General features: G+C 74.4%; 11 protein-coding genes. 7 read left to right on the top strand and 4 right to left on the bottom strand.

Going from position 1 to position 15,785, the window contains the following annotated elements:
- Positions 1-33: 33 nt before the first annotated feature.
- Positions 34-4,089, bottom strand: coding sequence for an InlB B-repeat-containing protein (locus MNY62_RS00980; protein ID WP_242342219.1), 4,056 nt, complete (start codon positions 4,087-4,089; stop codon positions 34-36).
- Between the two features lie 397 nt (positions 4,090-4,486).
- Complete coding sequence (locus MNY62_RS00975; protein WP_242342218.1) at positions 4,487-5,431, bottom strand: aldo/keto reductase family protein; 945 nt, start codon at positions 5,429-5,431, stop codon at positions 4,487-4,489.
- A gap of 444 nt (positions 5,432-5,875) precedes the next feature.
- Here MNY62_RS00975 and rnk point away from each other — a divergent pair, with 444 nt between their 5' ends.
- Positions 5,876-6,295, top strand: coding sequence for a nucleoside diphosphate kinase regulator (gene rnk, locus MNY62_RS00970; protein ID WP_242342217.1), 420 nt, complete (start codon positions 5,876-5,878; stop codon positions 6,293-6,295).
- Here the strand turns inward: rnk and MNY62_RS00965 are convergent.
- Both MNY62_RS00965 and ric read right to left on the bottom strand, forming a co-directional pair.
- Positions 6,272-6,772, bottom strand: coding sequence for a hemerythrin domain-containing protein (locus tag MNY62_RS00965; RefSeq protein ID WP_242342216.1), 501 nt, complete (start codon positions 6,770-6,772; stop codon positions 6,272-6,274). The genes rnk and MNY62_RS00965 overlap by 24 nt on opposite strands.
- Positions 6,766-7,464 carry an iron-sulfur cluster repair di-iron protein gene (gene ric / locus MNY62_RS00960; protein WP_242342215.1) on the bottom strand — a complete coding sequence of 233 codons (699 nt, stop codon included), beginning with the start codon at positions 7,462-7,464 and terminating at the stop codon, positions 6,766-6,768. The genes MNY62_RS00965 and ric overlap by 7 nt, the downstream gene beginning before the upstream one ends.
- 116 nt (positions 7,465-7,580) lie before the next feature.
- On the opposite strand from ric, the gene MNY62_RS00955 reads away from it, so the two are divergent.
- The 6 genes from MNY62_RS00955 to MNY62_RS00930 all read left to right on the top strand — a co-directional run bounded on the left by MNY62_RS00955 (position 7,581) and on the right by MNY62_RS00930 (position 15,764).
- Positions 7,581-8,579, top strand: coding sequence for a sigma-54 interaction domain-containing protein (locus MNY62_RS00955; RefSeq protein WP_242342214.1), 999 nt, complete (start codon positions 7,581-7,583; stop codon positions 8,577-8,579).
- A gap of 112 nt (positions 8,580-8,691) precedes the next feature.
- Positions 8,692-9,330 (top strand): recombination-associated protein RdgC, encoded by a 639-nt coding sequence (gene rdgC / locus MNY62_RS00950; protein WP_242342213.1) that lies wholly within the window; start codon positions 8,692-8,694, stop codon positions 9,328-9,330.
- Positions 9,317-9,946, top strand: coding sequence for a hypothetical protein (locus tag MNY62_RS00945; protein ID WP_242342212.1), 630 nt, complete (start codon positions 9,317-9,319; stop codon positions 9,944-9,946). Before rdgC ends, MNY62_RS00945 begins: the two co-directional genes overlap by 14 nt.
- Before the next feature lie 105 nt (positions 9,947-10,051).
- Positions 10,052-11,404, top strand: a complete 1,353-nt coding sequence (locus MNY62_RS00940) for a TolC family protein (RefSeq protein ID WP_242342211.1) — start codon at positions 10,052-10,054, stop codon at positions 11,402-11,404.
- Positions 11,401-12,408 carry an efflux RND transporter periplasmic adaptor subunit gene (locus tag MNY62_RS00935; protein WP_242342210.1) on the top strand — a complete coding sequence of 336 codons (1,008 nt, stop codon included), beginning with the start codon at positions 11,401-11,403 and terminating at the stop codon, positions 12,406-12,408. Before MNY62_RS00940 ends, MNY62_RS00935 begins: the two co-directional genes overlap by 4 nt.
- Positions 12,405-15,764 (top strand): efflux RND transporter permease subunit, encoded by a 3,360-nt coding sequence (locus tag MNY62_RS00930; protein WP_242342209.1) that lies wholly within the window; start codon positions 12,405-12,407, stop codon positions 15,762-15,764. Before MNY62_RS00935 ends, MNY62_RS00930 begins: the two co-directional genes overlap by 4 nt.
- Positions 15,765-15,785: the final 21 nt, after the last annotated feature.

Genomic DNA, 15,785 nt, shown 5'->3' with positions numbered 1-15,785 from the left:
GGGGCGGTCAGCGGACCGGCCCCGCCCGCGCCGTCAGGGCTGCGTCACTGGGTAGCAGAGCGTTGCGCCGGTGCTCCCGAAGGAGGCCGTCACCGTCTTCGCCGACGTCATCGTGACGGTGCACGCTCCCGTCCCGGTGCACCCTCCGCCCGACCAGCCGCTGAACGTGTCGCAGGTCGAGCTGGGCGTGGCGTCGAGCGTCACGGTCGCGCCGTTGTCGATCGCCGCGGTGCAGCCGCTCGCCGAGCCGGTCGAGCACGCGATGCCCGGCCCGCTGACGGTGCCGTGGCCGAGCCCGGTGGTCGAGACGGTGAGCGCGTACGTCGCCGGCTGGAACGTCGCGGTGACCGTCTTCGCGCTCGTCATGGTGACGGTGCAGGTCGCGCCGTCCGCGGACGTGCAGTTCGCCCAGCTCTTGAAGATCGAGCCCGGGGCGGGCTCGGCGAGGAGCGTGACGGTCGCGCCGTTCGCCACGGAGGCGGAGCAGCCCGTCGTCGCGCCCGGGGCGCAGGAGATCCCGGGGCCGCTCACGGTCCCGCTCGCACCGTAGACGCCGGTGATGGAGACGGTGAGCGCGTACTCGCTCGGCATGAACGTCGCCGTGACCGTCTTCGCGCCCGTCATGGTGACGGTGCAGCTCGTGCCGCTCACGGACGTGCAGTTCGCCCAGCTCTTGAAGAGCGACCCGGGGGCGGGCTCCGCGACGAGCGTGACGGTCGCGCCGTTCGCCACGGAGGTGGAGCAGCCCGTCGTCGCGCCCGGCGTGCAGCCGATGCCGGGGCCGGCGACCGAGCCACTCGCCCCCGAGACGCCGGAGATGGAGACGGTGAGCGGGTACTCGCTCGGCTGGAACGTCGCGGTGACCGTCTTGGCGCTCGTCATGGCGACGGTGCAGGTCGCGCCGTCCACGGACGTGCAGTTCGTCCAGCTCTTGAAGATCGAGCCGGGGGCGGGCTCGGCGAGGAGCGTGACGGTCGCGCCGTTCGCGACGGAGGTGGAGCAACCCGCCGTCGCGCCCGAGGCGCAGCTGATGCCCGGGCCGCTGACCGAGCCGCTCGCTCCCGAGGCGGCGGAGATGGACACCGTGAGCGGGTACTCGCTCGGCTGGAACGTCGCGGTGACCGTCTTGGCGCTCGTCATGGCGACGGTGCAGGTCGCGCCGTCCACGGACGTGCAGTTCGTCCAGCTCTTGAAGATCGAGCCGGGGGCGGGCTCGGCGAGGAGCGTGACGGTCGCGCCGTTCGCGACCATCGTCGAGCACCCCTCGGTCGCGCCGGGCAGGCAGCTCACGCCGGGCCCGCTGACGGAGCCGCTCGAGCCGGAGAGGCCGGAGATCGACACCGAGAGCTTGTACTGGGCGGGCTCGAAGTAGGCGGTGGCGGTCTTGGCGCCCGTCATGGTGACGGTGCAGGTCGCGCCGTCCGAGGAGGTGCACCCGCTCCAGCGCTTGAACACCGAGGCCGCGTCGGCGGTCGCGGTGAGCGTCACCGTGGCGCCGTTCGCGATCATCGCGGAGCAGCCGTCCGGGGACCCCGTGGTGCAGGAGAGGCCGGCCCCCGTGATCGTGCCGCCGGAGCTCACGCCCGACGTCGTCGCCGTCAGCTTGTACTGGGCGGGCTCGAAGTAGGCGGTGGCTGTCTTGGCGCTCGTCATGGTGATGGTGCAGGTCGCGCCGTCCGAGGAGGTGCACCCGCTCCAGCGCTTGAACACCGACGTCGCGTCCGGCGCGGCCGTGAGGATCACGGTGTCGCCGTTCCCTACGGTGGCCGAGCAGCCCGCCGTCGAGCCCGTCGTGCAGCCGATCCCCGGCCCCGTGACCGTGCCGCCGGCGCTCGTGCCCGACGTCGTCACCGTGAGGGGGTACGTGCTCGGCTGGATGACGGCGCTCACCGTCTTCGCGGAGGAGACCGTGACCGAGCAGGTGTTCCCGGAGGAGCTCGTGCATCCGCTCCAGCTCTTGAAGAGCGAGCTCGCGTCGGGCGTCGCGGTCAGGGTCAGCACCTGGTACGGGGTCGTGTTGGCCACGACGGCGGTGCAGCCCGTCGTCGACCCGGTCGTGCAGGAGATGCCCTCGCCGGTGATCGTGCCGACTCCGCCGCCGGAGCTGCCCACCTTCACCGTGTAGGTCGAGGGCTGGAAGCTCGCCGTGACGGTCTTGGCGGCGCTCATCGCGAGCGTGCAGTCGCCGAGGCCGGTGCACGCGCCGCTCCACCCCTTGAACACGGCGCCGTCGCCGGGCGCGGCGTGCAGCGTGACGGAGTCACCGCTCGCGACGAGCGCGCTGCAGCCCGCGGTGGAGCCGGTGGTGCACGCGATGGTGCCCGCCCCCACGGGCCCGGTGGCGCCGCCGCTCACCGTGCCGGTCGCGCCGCCGATGTTGGACACCGAGAGCTTGTAGGCCGGGACGAACGTCGCGGTGACCGCCTGCGCCGCGTTCATCGCGACGACGCAGGTCCCCATGCCCGAGCAGGCGCCGGACCAGCCGGCGAACACGGACGTCGCGCTCGGGCTGGCGGAGAGCGTCACGACCGTCCCCTCGACGAGGTCCGCGGCGCAGGTCGCGCCGCAGACGATCCCCGCCGGATCCGACGCGACGTCCCCGGTCCCCGCGCCCGCGCGCGTCACCGTGAGCGCGTAGAGCGGCGAGAACTTCGCGATCGCGAGGCGAGACTCGTCCACCGTGAGCGTGCAGGGTCCGAGGCCCGCCTCGGCACAGGCGCCGGACCAGCCGACGAACGTCGAGCCGGGGGCCGCGGTGGGCGTGAGCGTCACCACCGTGGGCGCGTCAAACATCGCGGCGCAGGTCGCGCCGCAGTCGACGCCCGCCGGCTCGGAGACGACGGAGCCCGAGCCGTTCCCGATGAGCGACGCGGTGAGCTCCGCGCGGACCGTGATCGCCTGGGTCCGGACGCGCGTGACGGTGGTGAGGTCGCCGAGCGTCTGGAGGGCGTCGAACGCGACGAGCACCTGTCCCGCGCCGTCGGAGGCGACCGAGGTCGTGACCCCGCCCGTGCCGCTGGCGACGAGGAACCCGGAGGGATCGACGACCGCGCCCGCGCCCGTGACGCGTGCCGCGTACAGGTCGAACGCGACGCCGCTCCGCCGGTCGTGCCAGGCGACGACGTAGTAGGCGCCCTCGAACTGGGCGTCCGGCGACTGCTGCGCATCCGCTGCCGTCGCGATCGCGAGGCCGGACGCGTCGAGGATCGCTCCGGCCGCGGTGACGCGCGTGCCGTAGACGTCGCTCGTCCCCGAGCGCGTGTCGTTCCAGACCACGAGGTACCCGGTCCCGTCCGACGCGATGGCCGGGCGTCCCTGGCTGCTCCCCGCCCGCGAGATCGGCAGGCCGGCGGGCTCGAGCACGCTCGTCCCCGCCACCCGCGCGCCGTACACGTCGGGTCCACCCGCTCGTCCATCGCGCCAGGCGACGAGACACCCGCCGGTCGCGCACGCGACGGCGGGCTGCGTCTGGTGCCCGGTCGCCCCGGAGATCAGGAGATCCGCCGCGAGGACCGTTCCGTTCGGGCTCACGCGCGCGCCGCGCACGTCGGCGAAGCCGCTCCGGCGATCCTCCCAGACCACGAGGTAGCTCGTCCCGTCGAACGCCACCGCGGGCTCGACCTGGTGCTCGAGCGCGGTGCTGATCGGGATCCCGCCCGGATCGAGGACCGTGCCGTCGGGCGTCACGCGGGCGCCGTAGATGTCGCGTCCCGTGGAGCCGCGCGAGTCCTGCCACACGACGAGGTAGTTCGTTCCGTCGAAGGCCACGGCCGCGGAGACCTGATCGCCGGGCGCCGCGGAGATGACGATCGGGGAGGAGCCGAGCACGACGCCGGCCTTGCTCACCTGGGCGCCGTACAGGTCCTGGCCCGTGCCGCCGCGGGCATCCGACCAGACGACGAGGTGGTTCGTCCCGTCGAACCCGGCGGCGGGCGCCGCCTGGGAGCCGGTCGGGGGCGGGAACACGTCGCCCCCCGCCTCGTTCACCACGGCGAAATCGGTCGATTCCAGTGCGCCGCGTTCCGGGCCGCCCGTGCCGTTGCACGCGAGCAGCGCTGCGACCCACAAAAGTGAGATCTTCCCCCTCATGACGCACTCCTCCCTCTCGGAGCGTCGACCGGATCCCCGTTTTGGGTGATCTCCTGTCGGTGACGGCGCACCCTAAGTGGACAATTCACGACATGTCTTGAGCCCGACTGGGGTGAGTCTAGCCTGACCTGCGACCGAGAGGGAAGAGTGCCCGGTCGCCGCGCGGTTGCTGAGGTCGAGATCACGTGGGTGATATCGCTCAGCAACCATCAGTGAATGTCGGCGGTGACGAAAATCGCGCGAGAGCGGGACGGTGCCCAGCGTCACCTCGAGTCGCCCGACCGAGCGCGACCCTGGGAAGGTTCACGCGACCCCGGCATGTTCACTGACGGTGGTGATGACGAAGCGCGCGCGATCGCCGCGGGGCGCTCCGGTGCGCTTCGCGATTCACGGTGGGTTACGAGGACGCCTGGAGGGCGAACGCCTCGTCGATGCGACGCAGCACGTCCGGGGAGAGCTTCACGCCAGACGCCCTCGCGTTCTCCGTCACCTGCGCAGGCCGCGAGGCGCCGATGATCGCGGACGAGACCTCCGGCCGCCGGAGCACCCACGCGAGCGCGAGCTGGGAGAGCGTGAGCCCGAGCTCGGCCGCGATCGGGCGGAGCCGCTGCACGCCCTCGAGCACGCGGTCGTCGAGCCGCCGCTGGATGAAGACGCCCATCGTCGTGCTCGCGGCGCGCGAGCCGGGGGGCGGGGCGGCGCCGGGGAGGTACTTCCCGGTGAGGATGCCCTGGGCGAGCGGGGACCACACGATCTGGCCGATCCCCTGCTGCGCGCAGAGCGGGAAGACCTCGGCCTCCGGCTCGCGCCAGAGGATCGAGTACTGCGGCTGGCTCGACACGAAGCGCTCGCCAGGGAGCGCGAGCGCGGCGCGGATCTGGTCCGCGCTCCACTCCGAGAACCCGAGGTAGCGGGTCTTGCCCTGCCGCACCGCCTCGGTGAGCGCCGCCATCGTCTCCTCGAGCGGGGTCTCCGGGTCGTAGCGGTGGCACTGGTACAGGTCGACGTGATCGACGCGCAGGCGCCGGAGCGAGGCGTCGAGCTGCTTGCGGATCTGCGCGGCGGACAGGCCGCGGTCCGTCTCGGACATCGGGAAGTAGAGCTTCGTCGCGAGGACGTAGGAGTCGCGCGGTACGCCCCGGAGCACCTCGCCGAGGAGCTCCTCCGCCCGCCCGCCCGAGTAGACGTTGGCGGTGTCGATGAAGTTGATGCCGGCGTCGAACGCGGCGCGGACACAGCCCTCTGCCTCCGCGCGCGCCACGCCGCCGCCGTAGGTGAGCCAGGAGCCGAGCGAGATCTCGGACACGACGAGGTCGCTGTTGCCGAGCTTGCGGTACTCCATCGGGTTCCCTCCGTTCAGCGCGGCGCCGGGCGCGGCGCGAGGCGTGAAATACGAATACGCCGAGGTGGCGGTCGACGCATGCGTCGTCGACCCGGCCCGCAATCCGCCGCGGCTCCGACTCGGCGGGAGGAGAGGCGAGGCTTCGCGCCTTGACGCGCCGCCCGCCCGCCGATAGACGAAGAGGAGCATGTCGTCTCTCGCCCGCCATCGCTCGCGCCCGCAGCTCCCGCCGCTCTCGCGGCGCGGGGTGACGCAGGGTACGCCGAGCTGGGCGTGCGCTCGCGAGACGGCCTGCCTCCTCGCCCGCGCCTCGCGCTCCCTGCGGTAACCGAGGGCGAGGCGCCACCCGACAGCACGCCGCCGCCGCCATCCGCGGTGGCCCCCAGCCATCTTCCCCACGCTCCGGCGCGCGCGCCGGCCGTGGTTCCCGCCGAAGGAGCCGTCATGTCCGCCCCCGTCCGCAAGCCCATCCACGTCCTCCGCGCCGATCTCGAGCGCCTGCGCGCGCTCGTCGACCAGCACCTCGCGAGCCGCGACGCCACCGCCGCCGAGCAGCTCGACGCCGAGCTCGACCGGGCGATCGCGGTGGAGGTCGCGCCGCCCGACGTCGTCACGCTGAACGCGCGCGTCGCCTTCGTGGACGAGGCGACCGGCGTGCGCCGCGAGGTCGTGCTGGTCTACCCGCGGGACGCCGACGCGTCCTCGGGGCGGATCTCTGTGCTCGCGCCGATCGGCGCGGCCCTGCTCGGGCTCTCGATCGGCGACGACATCGACTGGAGGCTCCCGGACGGGCGCGTCGCGAGGCTCCGCATCCTGTCGGTCGCGCAGCCCGCCGAGGCGTCAGCTGCTCCCGCGGCGGTCTGACGCCGGTGGCGGATCGCCGACCTGCGCGCGGTATGCCTCCCGGCCGAGCGTGCGATCGAGGATCGGGAACAGGACGTGCTCCTCGAGCTCGAAGTGCGCGAGCACGACGCCGAGCAGGCGATCCGCGTGCCTCGCGAAGGCGCGCGGGTCGCCGCCGGACCTCCGCGCGAGCTCCGCGCTCCAGCGGTGGATGATGTCGTGCTCGTAGCGCATCGACGCGCTGAACGCGGCCGGCCCCTCGCAGGCGTACTTGTCCACCACGGGGTGCAGGGTCCGCTCCTCCCAGGCGAGGTGCGGCCGGAGGCACGCGTCGAGCGCGGCCACGATGGCGCGCATCTCGGCGGCCGCGCCGTCGGCCCCGAGCCCGGCGAGCGCGCCGACGCGGTCCCCGATCGCGGCGAGCGTCTCGCGCAGCCGGGCGCGCTGCTCGCGGAGCGGGGCGGTGACCGCCGGCGCCGGCGCCGGCGAGCTCAGCACCGCGCGCCCCGGCCTGCGGCGAACCGCGGCATGAGCACGTGGTTCTCGAGGTGGACGTGGCGGAGCACGTCGCCCTCGAGCGTCTCGAGCTCGCTCATCAGGACCCGGTACGTGGAGCAGCCCCACTCCGGGGTCGCGTAGCCGTCGGCGAGCGCGCGCATCCGCGCGAGCAGCTCCCCGACCGCGACGTGCTCCTCGTACATGCGATCGAGCTCGCGCCGCACGAGCGCCGGGTCCGGGCTGCGCGACATGAGCGCGGGGAAGAGCACCTGCTCCTCGTCGTCGAGGTGCGGCTCGAGCGCGTCCGCCAGCTCCGCGAAGGTGAGGCGCAGCTCCTCGAGCTTCTCGTTCTTCGGGCCGTGGACGCGGGCGACCTTGTCCGCGAGGGGGGCGATGAACGGGATCGCGCGGCGGAGGTAGGCGTGGTGGTGGGAGACGATGTGGGCCACGAGCGCGGGCACCGTGAGCGATCGCGGGTCCGCCTCGAGCGAGGCCTCCCCGCTCGAGGGGAGGGCCGCCTCGAGCTCCGCGAACACGGCGTCGGGATCGAGCTGCCGGCCGGCGCAGGCCTCGGGGAGGGTGACGTTCCCGTGGCAGCAGAAGTCGATCTGGTGCTTCTGGAAGACGCGGGCGGCGACGGCGTGGTCGGCGACGATCTGGGCGACGGTGGCGCTGCGGTCGAGGTGGGGCATTCGGGTCGGGTTTCCTTTCGGGGCTCCGAAGAGCACGCGGCGTGCCGCCCGGGAGAGCCGCCGATCCCGCGGTTGTGGGGCCCGGGGCTCGGCGTTAAGCACCGGATTGGAACACCATGGAACGTCCCCTGCCGCCGCTCCGCGTGCACGAGGCCTGCGACGTCTGCGGGCTCGACACCGTCGTCCCGCGCATCGCGCGCACCGCCCACCTCGTCGCGGAGGGCCCTGCCATGCGGGCGGCCCTCCGCCGCGCGCACGACTTCGCCGACTCCGACGCGCCCGTGGTGGTGCTGGGCGAGAGCGGCACCGGAAAGGAGGTCGTCGCGCGTGCCCTCCACGCGGCGAGCCCTCGCGGCGCCAGGCCGTTCGTGCCGGTCAACGTGGCGGCCCTGCCCGCGGAGCTGCTCGAGTCGGAGCTGTTCGGCCACGTGCGCGGCGCGTTCACGGGCGCGACCGCCGAGAAGCAGGGGCTCCTCGAGGCGGCGGACGGGGGGACGCTCTTCCTCGACGAGATCGCCGAGATGCCCCTCGTGCTCCAGGCGAAGCTCCTGCGCGCGCTCGAGGACGGCGAGATCCGCCGCGTGGGCGACACGCGCGCGTTCGGGGTGGACGTCCGGTTCGTCTGCGCCACGCACCGCGATCTCGCCCAGCGCGTGGCGGCGGGCCTCTTCCGGGAGGACCTCTACTACCGGCTCAAGGTCCTCGTGCTCCGCCTGCCGCCGCTGCGCGAGCGCGGCGAGGACGTGCTCCCGCTCGCGCGTCAGTTCCTGGCGGCGGAGCGGAGGCCGGCGGAGGGGCTCACGCCGGAGGCTGAGCGGCTGCTCGTCGCGTACGCGTGGCCGGGCAACGTCCGCGAGCTCCAGAACGCGATGCGGCACGCGACGGTGCTCGCGCGCGGCGCGGAGATCCGCCCCGAGCACCTGCCCGAGGAGCTCCTCGCGCCCGCCACCCGCGCGGACGCGCCGGCGCGGACGCTCGCGGAGGTCGAGCGCGAGCACGTCCTGCGCGTCCTCGAGGCGTGCGGCGGCTCGCAGGTCGAGGCGGCGCGCGCGCTCGGCATCGGGCGGAACACCCTCTGGCGGAAGCTGCGCGCGTATCGAGAACGCGAGCGCTGAGCGGCCGATCGGGATCCGGCGACCGTCGAGGAGCGCAGGGCAGGGCCCGCGCGAGCCGGGGGCGGGGGACGCAGTTGACGGCGGGCCGGGACTCGCTCATGTTGCGCGGCCCATGCCCGTCCTCGGTGGTGCCGTCACGTTCGCCCGGTTCCGGTGGGAGCCGGGCAAGAAGCCTCTCTCGGATACCCGGCGCTGGCTCGCGAAGGGGCTCGCCTCCGCCGCCTTCGAGCCGCTCGACCCGGCCAAGGGCGACGAGGAGCGCGCCGCCGGCTTCGTGGAGCTCGAGGACCAGGACGCGACGTCCTTCGCCTCGATCATCCAGGGGGAGTACGCGCTCTTCGCCTTCCGCATCGACACGCTCAAGGTGCCGGGCGCGGCGCTGCGCACCGAGCTGGAGCGCTGGCGCGTCGCGTTCGAGAAGGAGCACGGGCGGCCGCCGGCGAAGCGCGAGAAGGCGGAGCGCAAGGAGGCCGTCCGGCACCTGCTCCGCCAGCGCGCGACCCCCACCTCGCGCGTGCACGACGTCAGCCTCAACCTGAAGGCCGGCCAGGTGCAGATCTGGGCCGCCTCGCGCAAGGCGGTGGACGAGATCGCCGCCGCGCTCGAGGGCGCGCTCGAGCTGAAGCTCGCGCCGCTGACCCCCGGCGCGCTCGCCGCGAAGGCGGGGACCCCGGACGCCGCGCTCGCGCCGACGCCGGAGCTCGTGGGGCTCGAGTCGTCCAGGCGGGAGGTGAGCGATGTCGAGGCGTGAGCAGGCGCGGACCGACGCGGCCGTCCAGCGGGGCGACGCGGGGGTGGACGGGCTCCCCACCGAGGAGGAGCGCCGCGACGAGGCCGAGGTCGAGAAGGACAAGGCGCGCGAGCAGCTCCTGCGCGGCCGGACCTACCTCGGCCGCGAGCTGCTGACCTGGCTCCTGTGGCGCTCCGAGTCGACCGAGCCCGTGATCGAGCTCGACGGCGCGGGGGTGACGGTCGTCTTCGTCGGGCGCCTCACGCTCCGCGGCATCGCGGGGGACGTGACGGAGCTCGTCGCGCGCGGCGCGCTCGCGCCGTACTCGGCGCAGGTGCGCCGGGCCCTCGACGCCGGCCTGCTCGTGCACCAGGCGCGCGTGCGCATCGAGCACGCCGAGCGGGTGTACGAGACGACGCTCGACGCGGAGTTCCTGGACGTGCGCGCCGCGAAGCTGCCGGAGCTCCTGACCGAGGAGGAGGACGATCGGCTGCTCGAGCGGCTCGAGCTCGCCGAGCGGCTCTCCGCCATCGTGGACGCGCTCTCCGGCGCCTTCCTGGACGTCCGCACGAGCCGCGCATGGCGCAAGCGGGTTGCGACACTCAAGGCGTGGATGCGCGAAGGCGAGAAGACCTAGCCTCGCGTAGAGCCGTCGCCGGTCGAAGCGATTCGCCGAAGCCCCATCGGCGCAAAGACGAGCTCGCTGCCGAAACTTTTCACGCGATGACGGCTCGCATCGCCTGTGAAAAGCCATTCGATCACGTGGAAGCGGCTCACGGTCGCGGCGCTCGCCGCGCTCGCGGCCGTCCCCGCCGGCGCCGCCGCGGCGCCGCCCGTCACCATCCAGGAGGCGATCCGCGCGGCCTGGCAGGAGAACGCGGGCCTCAAGGCGTCCTCCGCCCAGGTCGAGGCCGCGCGCGCGGAGGCGGCGCGCGCCCGCGCCGGACACCTCCCGACGCTCTCCCTCTCCGGCCGTGGCGTCCGCACCGACGAGCCGATGATGGCCTTCGGGCTGAAGCTCGATCAGGCCCGCATCGGCCAGTCGGACTTCGACCCGGCGCGGCTCAACCACCCGGACGCGGTAGGGGGCTGGGGCGCGGGCGCCGCGCTCAACCTGCCGGTCTTCACCGGGGGCCGCGTCGCGGCCGGGTCGCGCGCCGCGGGCGCGATGGCCGGGGCCGAGGCGGCGAGCCACGAGCGGCGCCGGCTCGAGATGGCCGCCGCCGTCGTCGAGGCCTACTTCGGCGCGCAGGTCTCGGAGGAAGGTGTCCGCTACGCCGACGACCTCCTCGCGCAGGCGAAGGAGACGGAGCGCTTCGTGCGCGAGCGGAACGCCCAGGGGCTCGCGCTCGACGCGGACCTCGCCCGCGCCTCCGCGTTCCGCGCCCAGGCGGAGGCCGAGCGCGCCGCCGCGCTCCAGCGGCGCGCCTCCGCCCGCTCCGGGCTCGCGCTCGTCGCCGGTGACGCGGTCGGGGAGGCCGAGCTCGCGACGCCCGTGGCGGCCCTCCCGCCGCTGCCGCCCGTCGCCGACGGCGCGCCGCCTCCGCCGGACCGGCCCGATCTCGTGGCGGCGCGGCTCCAGCGCGACGCCGCGGACGCTGGCGTCTCCGCCGCGCGCGGGAGCCTGCTCCCGTCGCTCTTCGCGCAGGCGAGCGCCGAGACGATGCGCGAGGGGAGCGATCTCTCCCGCGGCGGCAGCTGGACGACGCTCGGCCTCATGCTGCGCTGGGACCTCTCGCTCGCCGACGCACAGGCCACGCGCGCGGCGCAGGCGCGGGCCCGCGCGGCGGGAGAGGCCCTCGTCTGGCGTGAGCGCGAGGCGACCCGGGAGGTCGGCGAGGCGCGCCGCGCGGTCGAGACCGCCGACGTCCGGATCCGCTCCGCCGAGGAGGCGGTGGCGGCGTCCGAGTCGGCCCGCCACCTCCGCGGCGCGCGCCACCGCCAGGGCCTCCTCCCGCTCACCGACGTCCTGGACGCGGAGGCCGGCCTCGCCGGCGCCCGCGCCCTGCTCCTCGCGAGCCGGCTCGAGGCGCGCGTCGCGCGCGCCCGCCTCGCGCTCGCGCTCAACCTGCCCATCGAAGGGATCACGCCATGAAGACCGCTGCCCTCGCCGCGCTGGCGCTGCTCGCGCCCGCGCTCGTCGTCGCCTCGCCCGCCGCCGCGCCACAGGCCGCCACGCCGCGGCGCGTCCGGCCCGTCCACGGCGACACGACGCCCACGGGTGGCCACCTCGTCCCGGCGAACGTGATCGCTGCGCGCCGCGCCACCCTCTCGACGCGGATCGCCGCCCACGTCTCGGCGCTGCACGTCGAGGAGGGCCAGCGCGTGAAGCAGGGCCAGCTCCTCGTGTCGCTCTCCGACGACGACCTGCGCGGCGCGCTCGCCGCGGCCGAGAGCGGCTACGCGGCGGCCGCGGCGCACGAGAAGCGCATCCGCGCCCTCGCCGCGGAGCGCGCGGCGACGCCCTCCGAGCTCGAGATGGCGGTCTCCCAGCGCGCGCAGGCCCAGGCGGGCCTCGCCGCGGCGCGCGCGAACCTCGACTACGCCCAGATCCGCGCGCCGTTCGCCGGCACCCTCCAGACGCGCCGCATCTCGGCGGGCGACATGGTCGGCCCCGGCCAGCCGCTCCTGGAGCTCGAGGGCGACACGCTCGAGCTCCAGGCGAGCCTCACCGAGGCGGAGGCGGCCGGGCTCGCGCTCGGGCGAGCGCTCCCGTTCGTCTCGGGCGACGCGAAGGGCCAGGCCGAGATCACCGCCCTCACCCCGGGCGGCGACCCGGTCTCGCACCGGCGCGGCCTGCGCGCGCGCGTGCGCAGCGTCACGGGCGAGCTCCGCTCGGGCGCGTTCGCGCGACTCGAGGTGCCGGGCGCGCCGGAGGGCGCGCGCGGCGCCTGGGTGCCGCGGAGCGCGCTCGTCGAGCGCGGCGATCTCACCGGCGTGTTCGTGGCCTCGGGCGGCAAGGCCGAGCTGCGCTGGCTCTCGCTCGGCGAGCCGACCGGCGACGGCTTCGCGGTCCGCGCCGGCCTCCGGCCCGAGGAGACCGTGATCGACGCCCCCGGCGCGCTGCGCGACGGGGAGCCGGTGGAGGTGCAGCCGTGAAGGAGCAGGAGTATGGCCTCGCCGGGCGCCTCGCGCGCCCGTTCCTGCGCTCGAAGCTGACGCCGGTGATCGTCTTCGCGTCGATCCTGCTCGGCGTGCTCGCCGTGTCGCTGACGCCGCGCGAGGAGGAGCCGCAGATCGTCGTCCCCATGGTCGACGTCATGGTGCCGTTCCCGGGCGCCACGCCCTCCGAGGTGGAGAGCCAGGTCGTGACGCCGCTCGAGCGGCGGCTGTGGGGCATCCCGGGGGTGGAGTACCTCTACAGCACGAGCCGGCCGAACGCCGGGTTCATCACCGTGCGGTTCAAGGTGAACGAGCCGCTCGAGCCGAGCCTCGTGAAGGTCCACCAGGAGCTCGGCGCGCACCCGGAGCTGCTGCCGCAAGGCACGATGCCGCCCGTCGTCCGGGCGCTCACCATCGACGACGTCCCCTTCCTCACCGTGACGCTGCACGGCCGGGAGGCGCTCCCGGCGGGCGAGCTGCGCAAGCTCGCCGAGCAGGTCGCCCGGGAGATCTCGGACGTCGAGCGCACCGCGCAGGTGCGCGTCGAGGGCGCCGCGCGGCGCGTCGTGCGCATCGAGCCCGATCCGGCGAAGCTGCGCACCCTGTCCGTCTCCATCGGCGAGCTCCACCAGGCGCTCCAGTCCGCCCAGGCGCAGCTCCCCGCCGGCGCGCTCGTCGACGGCGGCGCGCGCGTGGAGGTCGAGGCCCGCGGGTTCGCGCGGTCCGCGGAGGAGCTCCGGCGCGTCGTCGTCGCGGTGCGCGACGGCCGGCCGCTCTACGTCGAGGACGTGGCCCGCGTGACGGACGGGCCCGAGCCCGAGCCCGCGGTGGTGCTCACCGCCTCGAAGGAGCGGCCCGGGTTCGAGCAGGCCGCGACGGTGGTGGTGGCGAAGCGGCCCGGGACGAACGCGACCGAGCTCGCCGACCGGGTCATCGCCAAGGTGAACGCGCTGCGCGGCGGGCTCATCCCGGCCTCGGTCGACGCGACGATCACCCGCAACTACGGCGAGACCGCGGGCGAGAAGTCGAACGAGCTCATCGAGCACCTCCTCATCGCGACGCTCTCGGTCATCGCCCTCATCCTCCTCGCCATGGGCTGGCGCTCGGCGCTCGTCGTCGCGGTCGCCGTGCCGGTGACGCTCGCCCTGACCCTGCTCCTCACCTACCTGAACGGCTACACGCTGAACCGCGTCACGCTGTTCGCGCTCATCTTCTCGATCGGCATCCTGGTCGACGACGCGATCGTGGTGGTCGAGAACATCCACCGCCACATGTACCTGCCCGGCCCGCGCCGGAGCTTCGCGCGGGTCGTGCTCGACGCGGTGGACGAGGTCGGGAACCCGACCATCCTCGCCACGGTCGCCGTCATCGCGGCCATCCTGCCGATGGCGATGGTGCGCGGGCTCATGGGCCCCTACATGCGGCCCATCCCGGTGGGCGCGAGCGTCGCGATGGTCTTCTCGCTCGTCATCGCGTTCGTCGTGAGCCCCTGGGCGGCGATGAAGATCTTCCGCAAGGAGGCGCACCTCCCGGACACGGACGCGAGCGGCCTCCACCCCTCCGATCCGGCGCGGGACGCGCCGGAGCCCGAGCACGACCTGCCGTCGGCGCACCCCGAGACCGCGCCCGAGGGGCGGCTCGCGCGCGCCGACCGCCGGATGGTCCGCTGGCTGCTCGGGACCTGGAAGGTCCGCGTCGGCTTCCTCGCCGGCGTCGCGGTGCTGCTCCTCGCCGCGACGGCGCTGCTCTTCACCGGCGCCGTGAAGGTCAAGATGCTCCCCTTCGACAACAAGCGGGAGTTCCAGGTGCAGCTCGATCTCCCCGCGGGCGCCGCCCGAGAGGAGTCGCTCGCCCTCGGCCAGCAGGTGGCGCGCCGGCTCCTCGCCGAGCCGGAGGTGGAGAGCGTCCAGGTCCACTCCGGCGTGGCCGCGCCGTTCACCTTCGTCGGCATGGTGCGGCACAGCTTCATGCGCGAGGCGCCGGAGCAGGTGGACCTCCAGGTGAACCTCGTCGCGAAGGGGGACCGCCACGCCTCGAGCCACGCCATCGCGGTCCGGGTGCGTCCGGAGATCGAGGCGCTCGCGAAGCCGCACGACGCGCGCGTGAAGGTGGTGGAGATCCCGCCCGGCCCGCCGGTGCTCGCCACGATGGTGGCCGAGATCTACGGCCCGAGCGCGGCGACCCGCGATCGGATCACCGGCGAGGTGCGCGAGGCGTTCCGCGCCGTGCCCGGCATCGTGGACGTGGACTCGACGCTCAATCCCACGGCCCCCAAGCTCGTCGTGGCGGTGGACCGGGAGAAGGCGGCGCTCCACGGCGTGGCGCCCGCGCACGTCGTGCAGACCCTCGCCGCCGCCGGCTACGGCGTGCCGCTCGGCGCGTTCCACGTCGAGCGCGGCGCGGCGCAGGTGCCGCTCGTCCTCCAGCTCGCGCCGGCGCAGCGCTCCAGGCTCGACACGCTCCTCGCGCTCACCGTCCCGGGCGCGCGCGGCCAGGTGCCGCTCTCCGAGCTCGTCCGCGTCGAGCGGACCCGCGAGGCGGCCGAGATCCAGCACAAGAACCTGAAGCCGGTCTCCTACGTCACCGCCGATCTGGCCGGCCAGATCGAGAGCCCGCTCTACGCGCTCCTCGCGCTCGAGAAGAAGCTCGACGGACTCCGCGGGGACCGAGGCGAGCCGGTCGCGCGCTACGGACTCGCCCACCCGGCGGACACCGAGTCGCCCTCGCTCAAGTGGGACGGGGAGTGGCACATCACGCTCGAGGTCTTCCGCGACCTCGGCCTCGCCTTCGCGGCGGTGATGCTGCTCATCTACGTGCTCATGGTCGGCTGGTTCCAGAGCTTCTCCATGCCCATCGTGATCCTCGTCCCGATCCCGCTGTCGCTCATCGGGATCCTGCCGGCGCACGCGCTCGGCGGGACCTTCTTCACCGCGACGAGCATGATCGGCTTCATCGCAGGGGCGGGGATCGTCGTCCGCAACAGCATCATCCTCGTGGACTTCGCCGAGCTGAAGCTGCGCGAGGGGATGCCGCTCGCGGCGGCGGTGGAGGAGGCGGTGCTCGTCCGGTTCCGGCCGATGGCGCTCACGGCGCTCGCCGTGATCGTCGGGAGCGCCGTGATGCTCGCGGACCCGATCTTCCAGGGCCTCGCGGTGGCGCTCATGGCCGGCGCGGTCGCGGCGACCTTGCTCTCCCGCTACGCGGTGCCGGTCCTCTACTACATGCTCGCGCGGCACGGGCGCGCCGCCGAGCTGCAGCGCGAGGGCGCGCGCAGCCGCACCGCCGAGGAGAAGGAGCGCCGGCCCCCGCCGCCGCTCGAGGCCGCGCTCGCGACCGGCACCGACGTGTACTGACCGAGTACCCGGTGCCGCAGC

This window comes from Anaeromyxobacter terrae, assembly GCF_022690685.1.
GTDB lineage: Bacteria > Myxococcota > Myxococcia > Myxococcales > Anaeromyxobacteraceae > Anaeromyxobacter > Anaeromyxobacter terrae.
This window is presented reverse-complemented; position numbering and strand designations above follow the sequence as displayed.

Excerpts from the sequence above, each read along its gene's own strand:
- MNY62_RS00980 (WP_242342219.1), bottom strand. The coding sequence starts at position 4,089 with ATGAGGGGGAAGATCTCACTTTTGTGGGTCGCAGCGCTGCTCGCGTGC.
- MNY62_RS00975 (WP_242342218.1), bottom strand. The coding sequence starts at position 5,431 with ATGGAGTACCGCAAGCTCGGCAACAGCGACCTCGTCGTGTCCGAGATC.
- rnk (WP_242342217.1), top strand. The coding sequence starts at position 5,876 with ATGTCCGCCCCCGTCCGCAAGCCCATCCACGTCCTCCGCGCCGATCTC.
- ric (WP_242342215.1), bottom strand. The coding sequence starts at position 7,464 with ATGCCCCACCTCGACCGCAGCGCCACCGTCGCCCAGATCGTCGCCGAC.
- MNY62_RS00955 (WP_242342214.1), top strand. The coding sequence starts at position 7,581 with ATGGAACGTCCCCTGCCGCCGCTCCGCGTGCACGAGGCCTGCGACGTC.
- rdgC (WP_242342213.1), top strand. The coding sequence starts at position 8,692 with ATGCCCGTCCTCGGTGGTGCCGTCACGTTCGCCCGGTTCCGGTGGGAG.
- MNY62_RS00945 (WP_242342212.1), top strand. The coding sequence starts at position 9,317 with ATGTCGAGGCGTGAGCAGGCGCGGACCGACGCGGCCGTCCAGCGGGGC.
- MNY62_RS00935 (WP_242342210.1), top strand. The coding sequence starts at position 11,401 with ATGAAGACCGCTGCCCTCGCCGCGCTGGCGCTGCTCGCGCCCGCGCTC.